This window comes from Bacillus sp. 22475 (assembly GCF_052044835.1).
In the GTDB taxonomy this organism is placed as follows: domain Bacteria; phylum Bacillota; class Bacilli; order Bacillales; family Bacillaceae_G; genus Bacillus_A; species Bacillus_A cereus.
Genome location: NZ_JBQENW010000004.1, coordinates 234,397 through 255,337 on the forward strand (window position 1 = coordinate 234,397; position 20,941 = coordinate 255,337).

The following is a 20,941-nucleotide window of genomic DNA, read 5'->3' on the forward strand; positions in this document are numbered from 1 at the left end:
CTGCTATGCAGGGTTTTTTTTCTTTGTGTGCTTTTCATTTAAAAAGTGAAATGGTACAGTAAAAGAAAGAGGAGGAAAAAATATGATTCAACGCTTTATAGAACTCGGAGAAGGCTACTCTGATTTATATGAATTACTTGAAATTGCCAAAACAAATCAAGAACGTATAGCACATATGTTACAATTTGAAACGATAAAAAACGATAAAAAAGTGTGTTCGCTTGTTGTAATATTAAAACCAACTACTACTGGTGATTTCCAACCATTATACATATGTCGTGAAGGCATTCCTGTATTTGAAAATAAAAAAAGTAAACGTGTCATTTTATTTGAAGAAACGGCAGGGCAACTCGGAAAAAAAGTGGCTACTTTTACTGTAAAGCCATCTACAACTTTCCCAGAAAAAGAACTATTTTTTAATCATTTAATTGGTATTTTACGAATGAACAATTTCATTCCTCCGATGAAATAACACTTTATTTCAATTAAAAAATCCCCCGCTAAATTTAGCAGGGGATTTTTTCTATTAGCTATAATCGTATTCTTTTGCTCGATCAGGACGGGAATTTTCAAATTCCGTTTTTAAATACGGGCGATACGACTGTTCTATCTTTTTCACAAAAGGAAGTTTGTTCAATTTATGCATCATATGCTCAATTTGTTCCATGTCACAATATACTACAGCATATTTTAATCGTTTTGATATGTAATGTATGTTACCATATTTCCTTAAAATCTTGGCATGTTTCAATGAATGTAAATAAACAATCATACTTTGTCGTTGCCCGAACATAATCTTCTCCATCTTCTCCTTTTAAAAACATATATTTTATATTCTATGAAAACCAATCAGAAATTTATAACATTACAGGACAAACTCTGTATACGTTTTCTTCCAACTTCTAAAAAACGGGGTACATCACCCCGTTTTTTTACAACCACAACCTCCGCCAGTACCACAACCTCCACCACAGCCACCAGCATCAAAGAATGGATTCCCTGTTGGCACTTTAATGGAAGAAGACACTTCCGAACCGATTGCTACACTAACTTCATCTAATAACTTCTGCAAAGCAGTTTCTGCTCTTTTAAAAGCTGCAACCTTATCATGTAAGTCCACAGAACGCTTTAATTCTCTCATTTTCATCGATACGGTAGTGTAGTCAGGATGGTATTTTCCAAAACGCTGTACTTCCTCATACCGTTCTTTCATCGCTGTAAATTGCTGAATTAACGTCTGAAGTTCCATATCTTCATGTAATTCTCTATAATACTTACGATAATCTTCTGCTATATCTGAACAGATAATCGCTTTTGCAAGCTGCTCTGCCTTATCTAATATTAATACGCTTTCTAGCGTCGCTACAATCATGAGAGACACCTCCGAGTATCCATCATACCACATTTAGATTAGAACTACTAATTGAAGTGACTTACTCAAAAGAAAGATATAATGAAACTATTTTCACACTATATCCGTACACACTTATACATTAATATGTTCCGCTATATTATATTTAAGAACATCCCATTTACCACTATTTTGTTTCACATAACTAATACACGCATTTTTTAATGGTGTCTTAAATGTAATTTCATCTGGTTCAATGGCATGTAAAATTGCTTTTATCGCGTGTGAGTGAGCAACAATAATAATACGTTTGCCAAAATGAGTTGTTGCAACATCTTCTAAAGCAGCAAAGCAACGAGCTACAATCTCTTCATCTTGCTCCATACCTTCTACTTTACCCTCAGCAATCAACTCTCTAACAGTCGCAACTGGCTTCCCTGAAGCTTCTCCAAAATTCCGTTCAACAAATCGATCATCTAATAAAATCGATTGTAATCCAGCCGCCTTTGCGATTTCATTAGCCGTTTCTTGCGCTCTAATTAACGGGCTACTTATAATGATATCCCACGTTTCTTCTTGTAAAGCAGCTGCACTTTGACTCGCTTGCTTCTTACCAACTTCATTAAGCGGAATATCTTCTCGCCCCTGAATAATTTCTTGAAAATTCCAATCAGTTTGTCCATGTCGTACTAAACAAATTTCCGTCATGCTGCAACTCCTTTTTAAATAATCAATCTCTATTGTAACAAAAGTTCTGCATGACGGACATATTTTTCACTTACAATTAGGTTGCATTTTGTTGCTTCATATACTGAAACATATCAATCATGATCGAAGCAACAGCCAATTGATTTTGAAATTTTTCCACTTTATCTGGTATTGTTTTTTTGAAATGTTGCATCGCCGCTAACTCAAAAGCCTCTTTTTCTTCAGGATTTCGTGTTAATTTTCTATACCAGTACGGTTGCTCTCTAATATAGCGAGATAAATCCTCATCAGCCTTTATAAACTCCATAATTTCTGCTCTCATCATCTTTCCCCCTAATCCTTTTGAAAGAAAAACGGGTTATTTTCTGAAGTACTTTGTTCTTGCTGCGTACGGTTACCTTGAAATTGCTGAATAACTTGTTGCACGCTCCCAATAGCACTCGTCACATTAGCTAAATGGTTCTGCATTTGTTCCACGTCCAACTTTTTAAAAAAAGAAAGCATTTGCCCCATCACATCAGCAGTTTTTTCCTCTTCAGTTCGATTATCTTTTTCTTTTTTATTTTCTTTTACCGAAGAAAACGCAGGCGCTCCATCCGGTCTATAAGTTGCCCATATTGGATCTTCTTCACCAAGTAAGTACCATTCTTCATAAAATTGTTGCCAAGTTTTGTGACCACTTCTAACCTCATGAACCATTTTAGGGTGATGGTTTACAAATTCTTTAAACTGTTGAACCGATGGATGTAACGGCCCTTTTGTTGTTGGCATAATCCTCACCTCTCCATGTATATCTACTATATAGTAAGAAAAAAAAGGCGCATGGTTCGCCTATTTTTAGACGATTCATGCACCTTTTTTTCTGCTATTTGCATACGGTCAGATTCCCACCTACAATTCAGTGAATACGAAGTAACTAATTAGGTGATGTAACACCCCACCGCTTACAGTTTCGCTTTATTTTCGAATAAAGTTTTGTGTATAAAATTTATCGTATACACCAACACCTAATCCTGTAAATTGTTCATTTAATAAATTCTTTCTATGCCCCTCACTATTTAACCAACCTTGCACTGCCGCAATTCCATCACTATGTTGCGCCGCTATGTTCTCACCAGCAAGTTGAAATCCTACTTTCCCGCGCTGCAAACGATCTCCTAGCGTACCTAATGTAGGTGAGTCATGAGAAAAATAATTATTGTCTTTCATATCTTTACTGTGACCAACAGCAACATCTGCCGTTTCCTGATCCCATGTTAATAATGGTAATTTATGACGACTTCGAATGATATTTGTTAAATCAAAAATTTGTTGCATATTCCCATTTTCTACTTGTTTTATCTTTTCTGGAGTCAATGGTTGTTCTGCTATTAATTCACCTGAATAAACGAGCTGATATGGTCTTTGGCGTAATAAAGTTTCATCATCCATATAACGAACACCCACAAGCTCATGTGTAAATTGATCAAAATACAATTGCGCCCATCCATCTTCTACAGGTATTAACGGTTGTTCCATGACTTCGGTATCAGATAGTTCAAATTGATAACTATTTTTCCCTCTTTTTAATGAAATTTCATGCGAAAGCGGACTTTTTTTATATACTTCTTCATATTTTTCATTTATATAATAAGGTGGAACCTTAACTTGTTCACCAGCAGCGTACGCCGTTATAACTTTACGTTCAGAAACTCCGAATTGAACATACTGAGTTAAATCCTGATTGTATACCCACCATTCATATCCGTATGCAGATGGCTCTATTCGAGAGGGTTCTCCCCACTTCGCTAATAAATTTTCAGAGTCTTCACCAATCATATTTAAAACAGTGTCTGAGGAGTCTTCCTTAATTTTCTTTTTCTTTTTCACAATTTTATTTTCTTGCTTTGATTGAGATGGGGTTAATATATATTGTGAAACGAGTAATTTCCCGTATAAATCAACAGCTAAAATTAAAATTGTAATCATTACGATACGCAATAATTTCTTCAAACGATATACCTCCTGAACAAAACATAAAATTGAGATATACACAAATCCTTTTCTTTCTTTTTGTGTGTACCGTACTCTTTTCACTATATCATATTTTTGTGAAAAAAGTCTGGATTATCCCTTTTCTCTCAATATGAATTGCACTTTCTTATTATTCATACTATTATAAAAATAATGGTGTAACATTAAAAAAGGAGGTATTATATGCAATTTACAAATACGAAATTTAATGGAGCCGTCGTTGAATTAACTCTTTTAACTGAAATCATGGAAAACAACCACTTCGTACTTGCTGGACAGTGGGATTATGAACGGGTTACATACGATTATAAATTTGAAATATTAAAGGATGTTTATTATTTGCGAGTGCAAGGCGTTGCTGTTGAAGGTGACATTGGCAGTAGACACGCTGAAGTAAAACTACTCCCTCCCTTATTAGGAAAACATTATTATCCTCACGGCGTTGAATATGGCGATGATGAGACTTTCCCAACGAATGTACTTCAAAAAAGTGAACAACTCCTACAAAATGTCGAAAAAGAGTTAAAAGAACTTCAAATTATTGATTAACAAAAACAAGCGCATCAATATGATGCGCTTGTTTTTTCCCTCCCCTAAGAATGAATCGTTTTTTTTACTGGATATCCATAAATAGATCCATCTTTTACTTTAATCTCATCTTCCCAAGGAACCTTATATTTACCTTCAGCTAAATCTTTTACAAACGTATATGGGTTTTCTTTCACCCCACCAGGAGTTGCTACATATCCTCTTGAACCTAGATTATATATATTATTTTCTAATCCCCATCCTAATCTAGCCTGATCTGCTAGTTCTGGATATACTTCAGCAGTAACAATCTCCCAAGGATTTCGATGCCCCTGTACTAAAGTAGTCCCATCAAAATTACATACTTGTCCTTCACCAAAGTAATAAAATACACCATCATAACCCGCTAAGTTTACCGACAATGTATACATTAAATTCTGCCATGCATTTGAACGATTGGTTAGCATCCATTGTTCACTAACTTGTGTGCTATATCCAGAAATACGAATCAAGACATTTGCACCTTTATAGGCCGCTTCACGAGCTACTTCAGGAAACATGCCATCATGACAAATACAAACAGCTAATTTACTTCCTCCAGGTCCATCACAAACAGGTAAGCCTAAATCTCCAGCTTTCCAAGGCTCGACTGGCACCCAAGGATTTAGCTTACGATACTTCAAAATCATTTCACCTTGTGGATCAATAATAACTGCTGTATTATATGGCTCTCCACCATCAGGGTTTTTTTCCATTATTGAAAAAACACCATATACTTTAGATTCCTTACATGCCTCAGCAAATAAGTCTGTTTCTGGCCCAGGCACTGTACATAAAAATTCTTCTGTAGTCCATTTTTTTGTATTGAGCCCTTGTGTACTATATTCAGGAAATACTATCAATTCTAATCCAGGGTAACCTGATTTGGTCGAATGAATTGTTTTTATGATTTGTTGAATTTGTTTATCAATGTCTGCACGTGACTCTACTACTGGTACTGGATATTGAATTAGCGCTGTCAAAAAACCACTAATCGGCTTTACCATACTTCCACTACTACCCATTTAAATTCCCCCTTAAAATAGTTCGTATTTATTAAAGATAACAATATATATTTGTAACTCTCTAAAAAACTTGCACTACATATGGAATTATTACGCATGAAAGCTAGTAGTAAATTTTATATCCACTTTTAGTACACGCCTACACTAACTTAACATAAATAATTAGAAAATTCAATCTTTTATAAAAGGCTAAAACTAAAAAAGAAAAAGCGTATGGAATCCCATACACTTTTTTTACTTAGTTTGTAAATACGGCGGCAATTGTTGCAACTGCTCCTTATCCTTTTCACGTTCTCTACGTGCCCATCTAAAGAATACATAGCCTATAATTGTACCGTACACTATTTCCTGGACAATTTTCATTATGATACCACCAGTTTGCTGGTCTTGTACTACTGGCATCCAGTGCAAAAATTCCGGTCCCGTTATATTTAAATCTGATAAAGTGCCCGCTGGTACACATAGTTCCATCGCTTTCATCCAAGCAGCCGGATCCGTATACGTTGCAAATAACGGGGCTGTCGCAAAAATTATTAACGCACAAGCTGGCGTTAATAATATACCATTAGCAAACATGTAACCAAGTTTCTTTATATCACTTAACGTTTGATATTCTGGTAATGGATTTAACATCGGCCACCACATCATGATTGCTGTAAAAAACAATATAGCGAGACAAATAGGATGAGCAATTTGACTTTGTTTTACCGTATCAAAAACAACTGGTAAATGATAAAAAGAAAACAGGCCGTTAAATACAAACAACGCAATAAGTGGTTTAGCAAATACCTTTAATATAATTTGAACGAACTTAAAAGAAGTAATGTAACGATATAACCAAGTTGGTATACCAAGCAACAGTAACGGTGGAACTGCAATATACATGACTGCCATTTCAAACATATGAGCACTAAATATAATATGGCCAATTAAATCAATAGGCCCTCCCTTTACAAAATACAAAAGAACAATACCAGTCGTAAAATAAAAAATTTGCTTCTTACTTACCTTCGTCGCATTTTCAAATCGCATTCTATAAGGTCCAATAATTAAGAAGTACCCAATAAGAATCGAAAGCATAAATAATAAAAAAATTGGACTCCATAAAGCCTGAAAACCAAATATCCACAAGTTACTCATTTTCACACCTACCTTCGTAAGGTTATCCCATAATATGAAGAGGGAGCTGTGACAACACAAGCTCCCTTATTTTTCACTTTTCAAATCCACACAATTGTCATAAAAGCTAAAATTGTAATTAACCCTATTAGCAGGCCAGAGTAAAGAAAGAAACTTGCTGCTTCATGTCCTTTATGGCTCATATGCATAAAATAATACAATTGAAAAATTACTTGTACCACTGCTAATAGTAAAATAAATGGCACAGAGAAAGTCGGACTAAAAGTTTTCGGATACGCCACTGCTACAAATGCAACTAATGTTAAAAAAATCATTAATGCAAACGTAATAACTTGATGCTTCATTTCCTCCGCACTTTTTCTCTTCCGATAAACAAGATCAACTTTAGGATTATTCGTTTGCTTTATCGCCATTGTTTATCCCACCATTCCCATTAAATATACTACAGTGAAAATAAACACCCAAACTACGTCAATAAAGTGCCAATAAATCGATGCAACATAAAACTTCGGTGCATTGTATAAATTTAGACCTCTCTTCGCATTTCTAAAGATTAATGTTAAAATCCAACACAACCCAAACAATACGTGGAGTCCATGTGTACCAACAAGAGCATAAAATGCAGAGCCAAACGCACTACTTCTCATAGTATGCTTAAATTCATGTGTATAATGATAAAACTCATATATCTCAAACCCTAAAAATCCTAAACCTAGCAATACAGTTACTAGTAACCAAAGTTGCATTTTCTTAAAGTTAAAGTTTTTCATGTGATACATCGCATATACACTTGTTAAGCTACTCGTTAATAAAAGCATCGTCATAATGAAAACGAGTGGCATTTGGAACATTTCTTGAGATGTTGGTCCACCATTTGTAGAATTCTTTAATGCTAAATATGTTCCGAATAAGGAAGCGAACAACACTGTTTCGCCTCCAAGAAATAACCAAAAACCGACAAACTTGTTTTTCCCTTCAAGGGTTGCTTTTTCAGGCTCTGCTGGAAATGTTTCATTCGTTAATTTTTCATCTACATGCATTATGCCTTGCCCCCCTTATCCTCTAAATCTTCTTTATGAATATGATATCCATGATCATCGACTACTGAACGTAGGAACATTGTGCCAAATGTAATGATTAAACCAATAATTGCTACTAATAACCAGAACTTATCTTTTCCGCCCTGCATATACATTGCACCAAATGCCGCTATAAACAATCCGAAAGAAATGACAAATGGTGAAAACGAAGGATTTGGCATATGAATATCACCAACTGGTTCCGCTGCTGTCATCTCTTTATTACCTTCACGTTTTTCAATCCAAAACGGATCTAATCCGCGAACAAATGGTAGTTGTTTAAAGTTATATTCTGGTGTCGGTGCTGGCATCGTCCATTCTAATGTACGTGCATCCCACGGATCACGACCAGCTTTTTCTTTTGATACTGTCGTTTTAATTACATTGAATAGAAGAACAATCGTCCCAAGAGCCATAAACACCGCTCCGATAGAACTAATCATATTCCCCATTTCCAACCCTTGCCCTTCAAGATATGTGTAGTAACGGCGTGGCATACCAATCAAGCCAAGGAAATGCTGAATAAAGAACGTTAAATGGAAACCGATAAAGAATAGCCAAAACGTTATCTTTCCTAATGTTTCATTTAATACTTTATTAAACATCAGTGGCCAATAATAATGAGCTCCTGCAAGTAAACCAAATACAACACCGCCAACGATTACATAATGAAAATGTGCTACTACGAAATAGTTATCATGAAATTGATAATCCGCTGGTGCAGATGCTAGCATAACCCCTGTAACTCCACCCATGACGAATGATGGAATGAAAGCTACTGCCCACATCATCGGTGTCGTAAAACGAATATTTCCGCCCCACATTGTAAAGAGCCAGTTGAATATTTTGATACCAGTCGGAACCGCAATCGCCATTGTTGCAACTGAGAAAATAGCATTAGCAACTGGACCAAGTCCAACAGTAAACATATGATGCGCCCATACCATAAATCCTAAAAATCCAATTAATACAGTCGCAAACACCATCGATGAATAACCAAACAATCGTTTTTTCGAAAATGTCGCGAAGATTTCTGAGAATATTCCGAAAGCTGGGAGTATAAGAATGTATACTTCTGGATGACCGAAAATCCAGAATAAATGCTCCCATATAATTGTATTCCCGCCCAATGCTGGATTAAAGAAACTTGTTCCAAATAAACGATCTAACATTAAAAGTCCTAATCCTACAGTTAACGGTGGAAAAGCGAATAATATAAGCGAAGATGTTACAAATGTCGTCCATGTAAACATCGGCATACGCATATACGTCATTCCTGGCGCACGCATATTAATAATGGTGACAAGGAAGTTAATCCCTCCAATTAATGTACCAATACCTGAGATTTGCAAACCGAGTACATAAAAATCAACACCATGACCTTTAGAGGCTAAAGCTAAAGATGCATAAGATGTCCATCCTGCATCAGGTGCTCCACCTAAAAACCAACTTAAATTTAAAAATACTCCACCAAAGAAAAATAACCAAAATCCGAGTGAATTCAAAAACGGGAACGCTACATCACGTGCACCAATTTGAAGTGGTACAGCGGCGTTCATAAATGCAAACACGAGTGGCATAGCTGCGAGGAAAATCATTGTTGTACCGTGCATCGTCAATACTTGATTATAAGCATCCCCAACAAGAAAAGCGTTGTTAGGAATCGCTAATTGAAGGCGAATAAATAGAGCTTCTATTCCGCCTATTACAAAAAACAATCCACCTGCAATTAAATAGAGAATGGCAATCTTTTTATGGTCTACTGTCGTTAAATAATCCCATATGACAGCACCCATCCCCTGTTTTTTTGCTACAGAACTCACGTTTTCAACCTCCCCTTCGCGAATAATCCCTCTTTACTTTTCAACTTTTAACGTTTGTAAGTATGCATTTAATGCATCAATTTGATCATCCGTTAAGTTGCCATATTTGCCAGTCATTTTGTTTCCTGGCTTCATATTTTCAGGATCTTTCAGCCATTTTTTTAAGTTTTCTTCATTGTTTTCGGCAATACCGGCAACCATATCGCGATCCGCAAAGTTTGCTAAGTTTGGTGCGATACGAGCGGAAGGTGGTCTACTATCATTAGATCCAACTGCGTGACAACCAATACAGCTTTTATTAAATATTTCTTGGCCCTCTTGCGCCTTTGTTGAAGCTACTTCTTTCTTCCCATCAATCTTCTTCATATCAGCAAGCCAATTTTTGTACTCGCTTTCATCTAAAGCTTTCACTTTAAATTGCATTAAAGAATGTGATGGGCCGCAAAATTCTGTACAAAAACCGTTATAAGTGCCCGATTTATCTGCCTTTAACCACATTTTGTTCACATTGTCTGTATTTGTATCCATTTTCCCAGCTAAAGATGGAACCCAAAATGAGTGTTTAATATCGGCACCCTTCAAATTTAAATACACTTTCTTACCTGTGGGGATGACTAAATCTTGCGAAGTTACTATCTTTTCTGATTTATAAGAAAATTCCCACCAATAAAGATTCGCTGTTACATCAACAACGATAGTATCTTTATCAATATTCTTTTTCTCCATCGCACTTACATCAGCAAGTTTGAATGTATATGTAACCGTTGGAACAGCTAAGATTAGTAAAAGAATAATCGGAATAACTGTCCATATAATTTCTAGCTTGTGATTTCCTTCAACTTGCTCTGGAATATAATCTTCCTGACCTTTCTTTTGTCGGAAACGCACAATTACATACAAGAAAATAATAGTAACTACTAGTACTACTCCTACCATGATTGCACTCGCCAGTAGAAGTAAATCATATTGCATTTTTGCTACTTCTCCTTGCGGAATTAAAGTAGATTGAAAGGCTTTACCGCATCCCCCTAACAGTAAAGCCAGCAGTGAAACGAACGAAAGCAGTCGCCACTGTTTCTTCATACAAACAACCCCCACTTTCCTTGTGAATTAGATTGTACTTTATAGTTAAGTAAAGTAAATCTCAACGTAAAGAAATCCAATTATGTCGTTGTCTTAGAAGAATGTAACTACAATCATTGATACAAATAAGATTGTTAAATAATTTAGGGAATAAACAAACATTTGCACAGACCATTTTATGTCATCTTTCTTACGGAATCCATAAAATCCTAAAGCGATCCATCCGATGTTAAGCAGTGTTGCAATTACCATAAATGTTATCCCTAGTCCACTCATATAAAATGGTAGTGGTAATAAACATACTGTCCAAATCATAATTTGGCGTTTCGTAATTTCAAATCCATGAACTACAGGAAGCATTGGAATTCCTGCATTTCGATATTCATCAACACGTTTCATCGCTAATGCAAGGAAATGTGGGATTTGCCAAATAAACATAATTAAAAATAACATCCAAGCAATTGGATGACCTAAAGATGGATCGATTGCTGCCCATCCAATTAAAGGTGGAACTGCACCAGATATACTACCTACAACAGTATTTAGTGTATACTTTCTCTTTGTCCATAAACTATATAGAACAACATATGTGAAAGCACCAATAAATCCCATTAAGACTGCCATTGGTGTTGTTAATAATAAAAATACAAAACCAAGAAGTAATATGACTAGTCCAAATGTAAGTGCAAATCCTGGTTTATACTTTCCAGTAACCGTTGGACGGGTCTTTGTTCTTTCCATTAATGGATCGATGTCTCGATCAATGTAGTTGTTTAAACAACATACCCCTGCCATAACTAATCCAGAACCAACGATTGTAAAGAATAACTTATCCAGATTGTCCATTACATTTAATCCATTAAAGTGTAATGCCAACCAAAATCCTGTAAATACAGTAAGTGTATTTGAGTTTACAATCCCCATTTTAACGAGTGCTTTTAAATCTTGTATCCGAGTTGTTTCCGGTACACTTGTAACAGCGGACTCATCATGCAGCTCACTTGTTGCATGGTTCATCACTCTAACCCCCTCTTAAAACTTTCATCTTTCTTTTTGCGCCTATTTCAAATGAAATAATTCGCTTCTATATAGCAATATTATTACAGTAGAAACATTGTTAACCCATTCTACTACTAATCTACGCCCATACTCCAATATATTAAATCATATTTCCCGAACATTTTGTGAAGAAAACATGAACTTTTTGTGTCGAATATAAAAAACTTCATTCTGACTTGTCCTTATCATAACATGATGTTACCTTCTATAATAAACTATTTTATCCTATTTAACACGTATTCTCCCCATTTCTTTTCAAAACAGCCTATTTTTAACCTAAATTTTTCCTTATGAACCCTGTTTTTACACCTATTTTCTCCCCCTTGTCTTCCCCCTCCATTTCTTTGCTATTTTATTATTTTTTATATATCATAGGAACTAGCGCGTTTTATTCTATACATAATGGAATGAAAATATTTCGCAATAACTTCATAGCAGAAAGATGGTGAAAGAGATTGCAACGCTTTATTAAATGGTTAGCAGTCATTACAAGCCTTGATTTATTAATAGTTTTATTAGGAGGCGCTTTAGTTACAAAAACAGGTTCTGGTCAAGGTTGTGGTAAATCATGGCCACTTTGTAACGGTGAATTTGTTCCATCTAATTTATCAATGGAAACTATTATTGAACTTAGCCACCGATTAACATCAGGATCAGCTGGAATTCTTGTCACTCTCCTTTGTATTTTGTCCTGGAAATATTATAAACATGTGCGTGAAACAAAAACGTTAGCAATTTTATCCTTCGTATTTTTAGTTGCACAAGCACTAATGGGAGCAGCAGCAGTTGTTTGGGGACAAATGCCAGCTGTACTTGCTATCCATTTCGGTATTTCCTTAATTTCATTTGCTTCTGTCATTTTATTAACGTGTCTTATCTTTGAAATTGACCAAAAATTTGATGCACGTTCTCTTATTATGGACAAAAAAATGAAATTTCATATTTATGGTGTAACAATTTACAGTTATATCGTCGTCTACACAGGTGCTTTAGTACGTCACGAACGAGCTAGCTTAGCCTGTCCAGACTTTCCTTTATGTAGCAAAAACAGACCTATGCCAACTCAACTACATGAATGGGTTCAAATGGGCCATAGAGTTGCAGCAATGTTAATTTTCGCTTGGATACTTTACGCGATGATTCTCGCTATTCGTCATTACAAACAGCAACCTGTAGTATATTGGGGATGGATCATTTCATTTATCCTTGTTACACTTCAAGCTGTAGTAGGAATTTTAGTTGTATTTACAAACGCTAGTTTAGCAATGGCATTGTTACATTCTCTATTCATTTCTTGCTTGTTTGCCGTACTATGCTATTTAGTTATGTTAGGAACAAGAAGTAAAGTGAATGCAAAAGAAGCCGGATCAACTTCTAAACAAACAAAATAATTTAAAACTAAAATCCCTTGCCAATTCGGCAAGGAATTTTTTGCAATAAAGAAAAGAGCTGTATTTACACAGCTCTTTTCTTTATTTTAGTGATCTAATTCAATAAGTAAATCACCCGTTTGAATTGCATCACCATCGTTAACATATACTTTTTTCACTTTACCATTGAACGGCGCTTGAACTGTCGTTTCCATTTTCATCGCTTCTGTAATTGCCATAGAATCGCCTTTTTTCACTTCATCGCCTTCTTTTACAACTACTTTAATTACCGTTCCTGGCATTGTTGCACTAATGTGATTTGGATTTTCACGGTTTCCTTTCACACGTTGTGCAACTGTTGCTTTCACACTCTCGTCTTTCACGACAATTTCACGCGGTTGACCATTAAATTCCAAGTAAAGGACACGCTTTCCATCCGGCTGTGGTTCTCCAATTGATACAAGTTTAACCATCAATGTCTTACCTTGTTCAATTTCCACATCAATTTCTTCACCTAGTCTCATACCATAGAAGAATGTCGGTGTATCAAGTACAGATACATTTCCATAAAGCTCAGCAACTTTTTCATAGTCCATAAATACTTTTGGATATAATGCATATGCAACTACATCAAAAATTGTTACTTCGCGTCCAAGTTTATGGAATAATTCTTCTTTTAACGCGTCGAAATCTACTGGCTCTAGTAGTTCACCTGGTCTTACTGTTAACGGCTCTTTCCCTTTTAAAATAATCTTTTGCAATTCTTTCGGGAAACCACCGTACGGTTGACCTAAATCACCAGAGAACATTTCAACAACAGACCCTGGGAAGTCCAAAGCATGTCCACGCTCTAAAACATCTTGTTCTGTCAGGTGGTTTTGAACCATAAATAACGCCATATCGCCAACAACTTTTGATGACGGTGTTACTTTTACAATATCTCCAAACATGTCATTCACACGACGGTACATTACTTTCACTTCATCAAAGCGATCTCCTAAACCAACCGCCTTCGCTTGTTGCTGAAGATTACTATACTGTCCACCCGGCATTTCATGCATATATACCTCTGTATGAGGCGCATTCATACCACTTTCAAACGGTGCATAGTATTTGCGTACATCTTCCCAATAATGAGATAGTTTTTCTAAAGAATCTATATTAACATCTGGTTGTCTTTCGTTTCCACCTAATGCATAGTATAGCGTGTTCGCACTTGGTTGTGACGTTTGACCAGCCATAGAACTCACTGCTACATCGACAATATCAACACCTGCTTCAATTGCCTTCGTATACGTTAATATACCATTTCCACTCGTATCGTGCGTATGCAGGTGAATCGGAATCGATACCGTCTCTTTTAATGCTGAAACTAAATCATATGCTGCGTTTGGTTTTAGTAAGCCAGCCATATCTTTAATACCTAAAATGTGAGCTCCCGATGCTTCCAACTCTTTTGCTAAGTTTTTATAATAATTCAAATCATATTTACTACGTAATGGATCATGAATATCTCCTGTGTAGCACATTGTTGCTTCTGCAATTTTACCAGTATCTCGTACAGCATCAATTGCAACTCTCATACCTTCTACCCAGTTTAAACTATCAAAAATACGGAACACATCAATGCCTGCTTGAGCAGAACACTCCACAAATTTTTGAATTAAATTATCTGGATAGTTTTTGTAGCCAACTGCGTTTGACGAACGTAGTAACATTTGGAATAAAACGTTCGGCATTTTTTCACGAAGATCTAGTAATCGTTCCCATGGATCTTCTTTTAAGAAACGATACGCGACATCAAACGTTGCACCACCCCACATTTCAGCTGAGAATAGGTTTGGTAACATTCTCGCTGTTGGCTCTGCAATTTGATGTAAATCTTTTGTACGAATACGAGTTGCAAGTAATGACTGATGTGCATCACGGAATGTTGTATCCGTTAAAAGTACACGGTTTTGATCCTGTACCCATTTTACTAATCCATCTGCTCCACGCTCGTCCAAAATTTGTTTCGTTCCATTTTGGATTGGCTCTGAATGTTTTAAGCATGGAATACGAGCATCTGGGAATATTGGCTTTTCTTTTTTCCCTACTCCTGGGAAGCCATTTACTGTTACTGAACCAATATAATTTAACATTTTCGTTCCGCGGTCTTTACGTTTCGGGAATAAGAATAGTTCAGGTGACACATCAATAAACGAAGTATCATATTCTCCTGATAAGAAGTTTTTATGTTTTACTACATTCTCTAGGAATGGAATATTTGTTTTAATACCACGAATACGGAATTCTTTTAAGTTACGTTCCATTTTTGCAGCAGCTTGCTCAAAAGTAAGTGCCCAAGTTGTAACTTTTACAAGTAAAGAATCGTAGTATGGTGTAATAACTGCACCTTGGAAGCTATTTCCTGTATCAAGACGCACACCAAAACCACCGCCTGATCGATACGCCATAATTTTTCCTGTATCCGGCATAAAATTATTTAGTGGGTCTTCAGTTGTTACACGAGATTGAATTGCAAATCCGTGTACAACCACTTCCTCTTGCTTCGGAACACCTACTATTTTACTATGTAATGCATGTCCATCAGCTATTAAAATTTGTGATTGAACGATATCGACTCCTGTGATCATCTCTGTAATCGTATGTTCTACTTGAACACGTGGATTTACTTCAATAAAGTAAAACTCATCATCTTTTACAAGGAATTCTACTGTTCCTGCATTTAAATAGTTTACATTTTTCGTTAACTTCACAGCAGCATCACAAATACGCTGACGCAGATCATCTGAAAGTGATACACTCGGTGCTATTTCTACAACTTTTTGATGACGACGTTGTACAGAACAGTCACGCTCGTATAAATGAACAACATTGCCTTCTTCATCTGCTAAAATTTGTACTTCTATATGTTTAGGTTTTTCAACGAATTTTTCGACGTAAACTTCATCATTACCAAAGGCTGCTTTCGCTTCTGATTTTGCTCGATTATATGATTCTCCTAATTCCTCACTAGTACGCACAATACGCATACCACGACCGCCACCACCAAGGGACGCTTTAATAATAATCGGGTAATCATACTTTTCAGCAAATTTTTCGACTTCTTCTAATGAATCTACTGGACCATCACTACCAGGTATAACTGGAATTTGTGCTAGCTGCGCTTGTGTTCTTGCTTTCACTTTATCTCCAAACATATCTAAATGCTTACTTTTCGGACCGATAAAGATAATTCCTTCTTCTTCGCAACGTTTCGCGAATTGAATATTTTCTGACAAGAAACCATATCCAGGGTGGATTGCATCTACATGATTACTTTTTGCAATCTCAATAATGCCTTCAATATCTAGATAAGCATCAATTGGTTTTTTTCCTTCCCCAACTAAATAGGACTCATCGGCTTTATAGCGATGATAAGAACCACTATCCTCTTTCGAATAGATTGCAACTGTTTTCAATCCAAGTTCCGAACAAGCTCGAAACACACGAATCGCAATCTCTCCACGGTTAGCTACCAATACTTTTTGAATACGTTGCAGCTTTGTCATGATTTTCCCCCTCTACTTTCCTACCACTCTAGAGATAAAATATATACACACCTTAAAAAGCGTGAAGTTCTTCACTTTCCACATTATATTATACTTAGAAAGCTTCACTTTATTTTTATCCATCATACCTTATTTTTTAACAAATGATAAGTTTTCTGTGCAATTTGTTTCACAAAAATAGTATAGCATACCTCTTCCTTTTCTAACAACTTAATTGTATATCACATTTAAACAAATGTGATATATCTTTTAACTGAAAGAGAAATTAATACATCATATTTAAAACTACTTGAAAATAAAAAACACATCATGCTCTAAAGCACGATGTGTTTTTTATTTTACAACTACAAGATGTGGTCCATTTTGTTCTCTTTCTTTTATTACCTCATTCTGCTGTTTCTCTTCTCGTTTTACATGACTAGCAATATTAAGTAGTATTCCCATCGCAAGTAGATTAGCTATTAAGGAACTCCCGCCATAACTAATAAACGGTAAAGGTACTCCCGTAAGCGGTATTAATCCAGACATACCACCAACATTAACAAAAGTTTGTACTCCCATTAAACTTGCAATTCCGATTGCAATTAAACTTCCAAACGGATCTTTACATTTTTGAGCAATCCTGAATGAACGAATAATAATAAGTAGCAAGCAAATTAAAATAATAGCTACACCAATAAAACCTAACTCTTCAGATATAATAGCCATAATAAAATCTGTTTGCGGTTCTGGTAAATATCCATATTTTTGCACACTATTTCCTAATCCTCGACCGTTTAGCCCTCCTGAAGCAATTCCAATAAAAGAATTTACCAATTGGAATCCATCATTCTGAGGATCATTGAATGGATCAAGAAAAACTGAAAAACGGGCCTTTTGGTACCCACTTAATTTATAATTAGCCAGAAAATATAGCGCTGGAATCCATACTATAGAAGTTAAAACAATTCGTTTAATCCATAAATTAATCCGTACTCCTGAACAAAGAAACATAATTCCTACTGTTCCTGCAATTAACAAATCAGTACCTAAATCATTTTGCTTTAAAATTAAAAACATTGCCATTCCAACAAAACCAAGTGTAAGTCCCGACCCTTTAAAAACAGGTGTATTTGTCTCTTGTCTTCTTGCAAAAAAGCGAGCTAATATAATAATAATCGATAGTTTAACAAATTCAGCGGGCTGTATACCTAATATCCAACCTTTTGCACCATTTATTTCCTTACCAAAAATCAAGGCTGCTGCTAGTAAAGCAATACTCCCTAGCCCCATCGCCGATAAAATTATTCGTTTCCTCCAAAACTTATAAGGTAACGAGGCTACAATTACTAACAATACCGTTCCAATAGCTAAAGTTATTAATTGTTTTTTAAAAAAGTAATTTGCCGGCCAGTTATGCCTCGAAATCGCAACAATGGAACTAGAACTATATACCATTATTACTCCCAGCACACATAAGATAACAAGAGGAAGTAATAATGAATAATCCATTGATTTCCATACCTTTTTCATTTCATTTCCTCTTTCTGTTTCAATTTAATTATTGTTGTATTCCATATGTACATTGATTCTTCCTGCTTTATTATACAAATAAAAAGCTCAAACTAATTTAGTTTGAGCCCCCTTATTTGAACCCGTTATTGTTGTTTGTTTGTAAATGCTTCATGAAGTGCAGATAACTCACGTTCGAGCTCACCTAACATTGCTTTCCCTTGTTCTTCTGCAATAAGACCAAGGCGAACTGCAAAATCGACCTCGCGGGATAGTCCAAACATTTGTGTGTCTAACACTTCTTCATATAATGGACATTGCGGCATTGTAAGATGGTCCATTTGCACCTTAATAAGTCTTAAAATCTTCTCTGCATCCGCTTGTAGAAGGGCTAGTGCCTTTTCCTGATGATTTGCTACTGTCTCAGACGCCAAATTGATTCCCTCCGTTTCCGTCCTACTCTCCTCTATCCTATCTATTAATATTAGCGATAGTTTTAATAAATTGCAATAGAAACATTTTTTGTGACAACAGTGTCTAATGCTATTATACTGAAAAGTGGGAGTATAACACAAATGGGGGAACAACAATGAGCGAAATTTTATTTATTAACGGAAAAGTACGTTTTCCAATCACTATTGATCCAACTGTTTGGATCTTTGATGATCGAAAAGTAGATTTGACAACTTACTTTGATGAAACTAGAGAAAACACGTCTGAACTAGAAACTTATTTAAAAAACACTTCAGAACATTGGGATCGTGAAATTCGTGATGGTGCTGCCTTCCCACCGATACAACAAAGTGTAAAGAAATATAAAAAAGAACAGCTAATTACTGGAACATTTGGTATACCATTTCATCCATTCCTTGCTAACGCTGAAATTTTAGAGGACGCTACGCAAGTTGAAATTGAAACGGTAGATCATACAATGACACTTCCATTAGAAACTGTCAAAAATGCTATACTAGGTTTTTCAAAAGAAGGAAAGCCATTAAAAGAAGACGGACCTGTTCATCTCTATTTCAATGATGGATCTAATCGACAAAATCCAATCCGGAACATCCGTAAATTTACAATTATTTAAAGAAAAGGAGTGAGCTTAAGCTCACTCCTTTTTACAATAAATCTGCTGCTAGTTGAGCTAAATTAGATCGCTCCCCTTTAACAAACTTCACATGACCACTAATGCGCTGTTCTTTAAACTTCTCTACAACATACGTTAAGCCATTATTATATTCATCTAAATATGGGTGATCAATTTGCTGAGGATCTCCCATCAATACAATCTTACTCTTTTCCCCTACCCTAGTTAGTATCGTTTTCACTTCATGCTTTGTTAAATTTTGTGCTTCGTCAATGATAATGAACTGATCTGGAATACTTCTCCCGCGTATATAAGTAAGGGCTTCTACTTCAATCGAACCCATTCCAGCTAAAATAGCATCTAACTCTCCTGGCTTTTTCGTATTAAATAAATACTCTAGGTTATCAAAAATTGGTTGCATCCATGGTCTTAACTTTTCTTCTTTTTCTCCTGGTAAATAACCGATATCTTTTCCGACTGGGACAATTGGTCTTGCAACGAGTAACTTTTTATATAACCCTAAGTCTTCTGTTTGCATAAGTCCCGAAGCTAACGCAAGTAACGTTTTTCCTGTGCCGGCTTTCCCCGTTAATGTTACAAGCGGAATATCTTCACGAAGCAACAATTCTAATCCCATAATTTGCTGCACGTTTCGTGGTCGTATCCCCCACACTTGTTCATTGTGAAAAATAAGTTTCTTTACCTTCTTACCTAAGTGATCCACAATGCCAAGCGCAGAACTAGAGCCCCCTAATGCATCTTTCATTACTACAAATTGATTTGGGTAAAAAGGGTGATTCGCAATTTCAGATAGAGGCAATTCACCTTTCTCATAAAAATAATCCAATTGTTCTTTTGATATATATCCTTCTAAAAAGCCAGAATATATATTTTCTACTTCAATTACGCGATCACTTAAATAATCTTCAGCCTTCAAACCAATTGCATCAGCTTTTACCCTTACGAGTACATCTTTACTTACTAAAATAACAGACTTCCCGTCCTCTTTTTCCTGTTCTTCTAAAGATAGATTTTTTGCTACAGCTAAAATTCGATTATCATTTGTTTTTTCTACAAAAATATCTTGTAGTTGCACAAATGAACGATGGTTTAATTCAATACGAAATGTTCCGCCATTTTCTAGCGGGATACTTTCATGCAGCTTTCCTATTTCACGAAATTTATCTATTAACTTAGATACATAACGAGCATTTCGTCCTACTTCATCCATATAACGTTTTTTCGAATCAACCTCTTCTAATACAACTGCTGGAATCACTACTTCATTGGTTTCAAATGAAAAAATAGATAAAGGATCCTGCAAAAGTACATTCGTATCTAACACATAAATTTTATCCAACCTGTTACCCCCTGACTCCACTTTTAAATTTGTAGAACAAGGGTTTCATCCATAAAATATGGACGAACCATTGTTATAATTATATGTACCGTGTAAACGAGGTAGAATCGAAAATCATAGTCATTAAACCTTTTATTTATTCTTTATTCATTTCTATTCAATATATTACTTTTTATTATAATTATTAACGTTAAATCACAATAACCGATTACAAAAGTGAATAAACGAATT

Annotated in this window: 21 protein-coding genes; 4 read left to right on the top strand and 17 right to left on the bottom strand. The window is 35.6% G+C overall.

Annotated features, from left to right (window positions below; translation table 11 throughout):
- The first annotated feature begins 82 nt into the window (after window positions 1–82).
- On the top strand, window positions 83–472 hold the full coding sequence (locus tag ACTJJY_RS09680; protein ID WP_440605432.1) for a DUF7147 family protein: 390 nt from the start codon (window positions 83–85) through the stop codon (window positions 470–472).
- 54 nt (window positions 473–526) lie between these two features.
- On the opposite strand, the gene ACTJJY_RS09685 is transcribed toward ACTJJY_RS09680, so the two are convergent.
- From ACTJJY_RS09685 to ACTJJY_RS09710, 6 genes are all read right to left on the bottom strand, one after another.
- Window positions 527–793 (bottom strand): YlbG family protein, encoded by a 267-nt coding sequence (locus tag ACTJJY_RS09685; RefSeq protein ID WP_002082261.1) that lies wholly within the window; start codon window positions 791–793, stop codon window positions 527–529.
- Between the two features lie 126 nt (window positions 794–919).
- On the bottom strand, window positions 920–1,372 hold the full coding sequence (locus ACTJJY_RS09690) for a YlbF family regulator (protein WP_000634366.1): 453 nt from the start codon (window positions 1,370–1,372) through the stop codon (window positions 920–922).
- 114 nt (window positions 1,373–1,486) lie between these two features.
- Window positions 1,487–2,059: a histidine phosphatase family protein gene (locus ACTJJY_RS09695; protein WP_000134944.1), complete on the bottom strand. Its 573-nt coding sequence runs from the start codon at window positions 2,057–2,059 to the stop codon at window positions 1,487–1,489.
- A 76-nt stretch (window positions 2,060–2,135) separates the two neighbouring features.
- Window positions 2,136–2,381 (bottom strand): YlbE-like family protein, encoded by a 246-nt coding sequence (locus tag ACTJJY_RS09700; RefSeq protein ID WP_001200990.1) that lies wholly within the window; start codon window positions 2,379–2,381, stop codon window positions 2,136–2,138.
- 11 nt (window positions 2,382–2,392) lie between these two features.
- Window positions 2,393–2,830 (bottom strand): YlbD family protein, encoded by a 438-nt coding sequence (locus ACTJJY_RS09705; protein ID WP_001143346.1) that lies wholly within the window; start codon window positions 2,828–2,830, stop codon window positions 2,393–2,395.
- Window positions 2,831–3,016: 186 nt separating this feature from the next.
- Window positions 3,017–4,051, bottom strand: coding sequence for a CAP domain-containing protein (locus ACTJJY_RS09710; RefSeq protein WP_353810644.1), 1,035 nt, complete (start codon window positions 4,049–4,051; stop codon window positions 3,017–3,019).
- 204 nt (window positions 4,052–4,255) lie between these two features.
- Between ACTJJY_RS09710 and ACTJJY_RS09715 the strand changes: the two genes are divergently transcribed.
- A complete protein-coding gene (locus tag ACTJJY_RS09715; RefSeq protein WP_001160948.1) occupies window positions 4,256–4,621 on the top strand; it encodes a YugN family protein in 366 nt (121 codons plus the stop codon).
- Between the two features lie 44 nt (window positions 4,622–4,665).
- On the opposite strand, the gene ACTJJY_RS09720 is transcribed toward ACTJJY_RS09715, so the two are convergent.
- The 7 genes from ACTJJY_RS09720 to ctaB all read right to left on the bottom strand — a co-directional run bounded on the left by ACTJJY_RS09720 (window position 4,666) and on the right by ctaB (window position 11,806).
- On the bottom strand, window positions 4,666–5,664 hold the full coding sequence (locus tag ACTJJY_RS09720) for a formamidase (RefSeq protein ID WP_000535802.1): 999 nt from the start codon (window positions 5,662–5,664) through the stop codon (window positions 4,666–4,668).
- A gap of 234 nt (window positions 5,665–5,898) precedes the next feature.
- On the bottom strand, window positions 5,899–6,804 hold the full coding sequence (gene ctaG / locus ACTJJY_RS09725) for a cytochrome c oxidase assembly factor CtaG (RefSeq protein WP_000069031.1): 906 nt from the start codon (window positions 6,802–6,804) through the stop codon (window positions 5,899–5,901).
- 80 nt (window positions 6,805–6,884) lie between these two features.
- Entirely contained in the window at window positions 6,885–7,217 is a 333-nt protein-coding gene (gene ctaF, locus ACTJJY_RS09730; RefSeq protein ID WP_000985703.1) for a cytochrome c oxidase subunit IVB, read from the bottom strand.
- A gap of 3 nt (window positions 7,218–7,220) precedes the next feature.
- Window positions 7,221–7,844 (bottom strand): cytochrome c oxidase subunit III, encoded by a 624-nt coding sequence (gene ctaE, locus ACTJJY_RS09735; RefSeq protein WP_000557861.1) that lies wholly within the window; start codon window positions 7,842–7,844, stop codon window positions 7,221–7,223.
- Entirely contained in the window at window positions 7,844–9,679 is a 1,836-nt protein-coding gene (gene ctaD, locus ACTJJY_RS09740; RefSeq protein ID WP_440605447.1) for a cytochrome c oxidase subunit I, read from the bottom strand. The genes ctaE and ctaD overlap by 1 nt, the downstream gene beginning before the upstream one ends.
- A 60-nt stretch (window positions 9,680–9,739) precedes the next feature.
- Entirely contained in the window at window positions 9,740–10,789 is a 1,050-nt protein-coding gene (gene coxB / locus ACTJJY_RS09745) for a cytochrome c oxidase subunit II (RefSeq protein ID WP_000745273.1), read from the bottom strand.
- A 93-nt stretch (window positions 10,790–10,882) separates the two neighbouring features.
- Window positions 10,883–11,806, bottom strand: coding sequence for a protoheme IX farnesyltransferase (ctaB, locus tag ACTJJY_RS09750; protein ID WP_440605433.1), 924 nt, complete (start codon window positions 11,804–11,806; stop codon window positions 10,883–10,885).
- A 497-nt stretch (window positions 11,807–12,303) separates the two neighbouring features.
- Between ctaB and ctaA the strand changes: the two genes are divergently transcribed.
- Window positions 12,304–13,239: a heme A synthase gene (gene ctaA / locus ACTJJY_RS09755; protein WP_001188740.1), complete on the top strand. Its 936-nt coding sequence runs from the start codon at window positions 12,304–12,306 to the stop codon at window positions 13,237–13,239.
- Window positions 13,240–13,325: 86 nt separating this feature from the next.
- Here ctaA and pyc read toward each other — a convergent pair whose 3' ends face one another.
- The 3 genes from pyc to ACTJJY_RS09770 form a co-directional block, all read right to left on the bottom strand.
- Window positions 13,326–16,772 carry a pyruvate carboxylase gene (gene pyc, locus ACTJJY_RS09760; protein WP_440605434.1) on the bottom strand — a complete coding sequence of 1,149 codons (3,447 nt, stop codon included), beginning with the start codon at window positions 16,770–16,772 and terminating at the stop codon, window positions 13,326–13,328.
- Window positions 16,773–17,105: 333 nt separating this feature from the next.
- Entirely contained in the window at window positions 17,106–18,284 is a 1,179-nt protein-coding gene (locus tag ACTJJY_RS09765; protein ID WP_000758410.1) for an FtsW/RodA/SpoVE family cell cycle protein, read from the bottom strand.
- 125 nt (window positions 18,285–18,409) lie between these two features.
- The gene (locus tag ACTJJY_RS09770) at window positions 18,410–18,697 is read right to left on the bottom strand and encodes a YlaN family protein (RefSeq protein ID WP_000135694.1); all 288 of its coding nucleotides are present in this window, start codon (window positions 18,695–18,697) and stop codon (window positions 18,410–18,412) included.
- 155 nt (window positions 18,698–18,852) lie between these two features.
- Here ACTJJY_RS09770 and ACTJJY_RS09775 point away from each other — a divergent pair, with 155 nt between their 5' ends.
- A complete protein-coding gene (locus ACTJJY_RS09775; protein ID WP_001289810.1) occupies window positions 18,853–19,350 on the top strand; it encodes a hypothetical protein in 498 nt (165 codons plus the stop codon).
- Window positions 19,351–19,381: 31 nt separating this feature from the next.
- Here ACTJJY_RS09775 and ACTJJY_RS09780 read toward each other — a convergent pair whose 3' ends face one another.
- Entirely contained in the window at window positions 19,382–20,710 is a 1,329-nt protein-coding gene (locus ACTJJY_RS09780) for a PhoH family protein (RefSeq protein ID WP_000358083.1), read from the bottom strand.
- Window positions 20,711–20,941 lie beyond the last annotated feature (231 nt).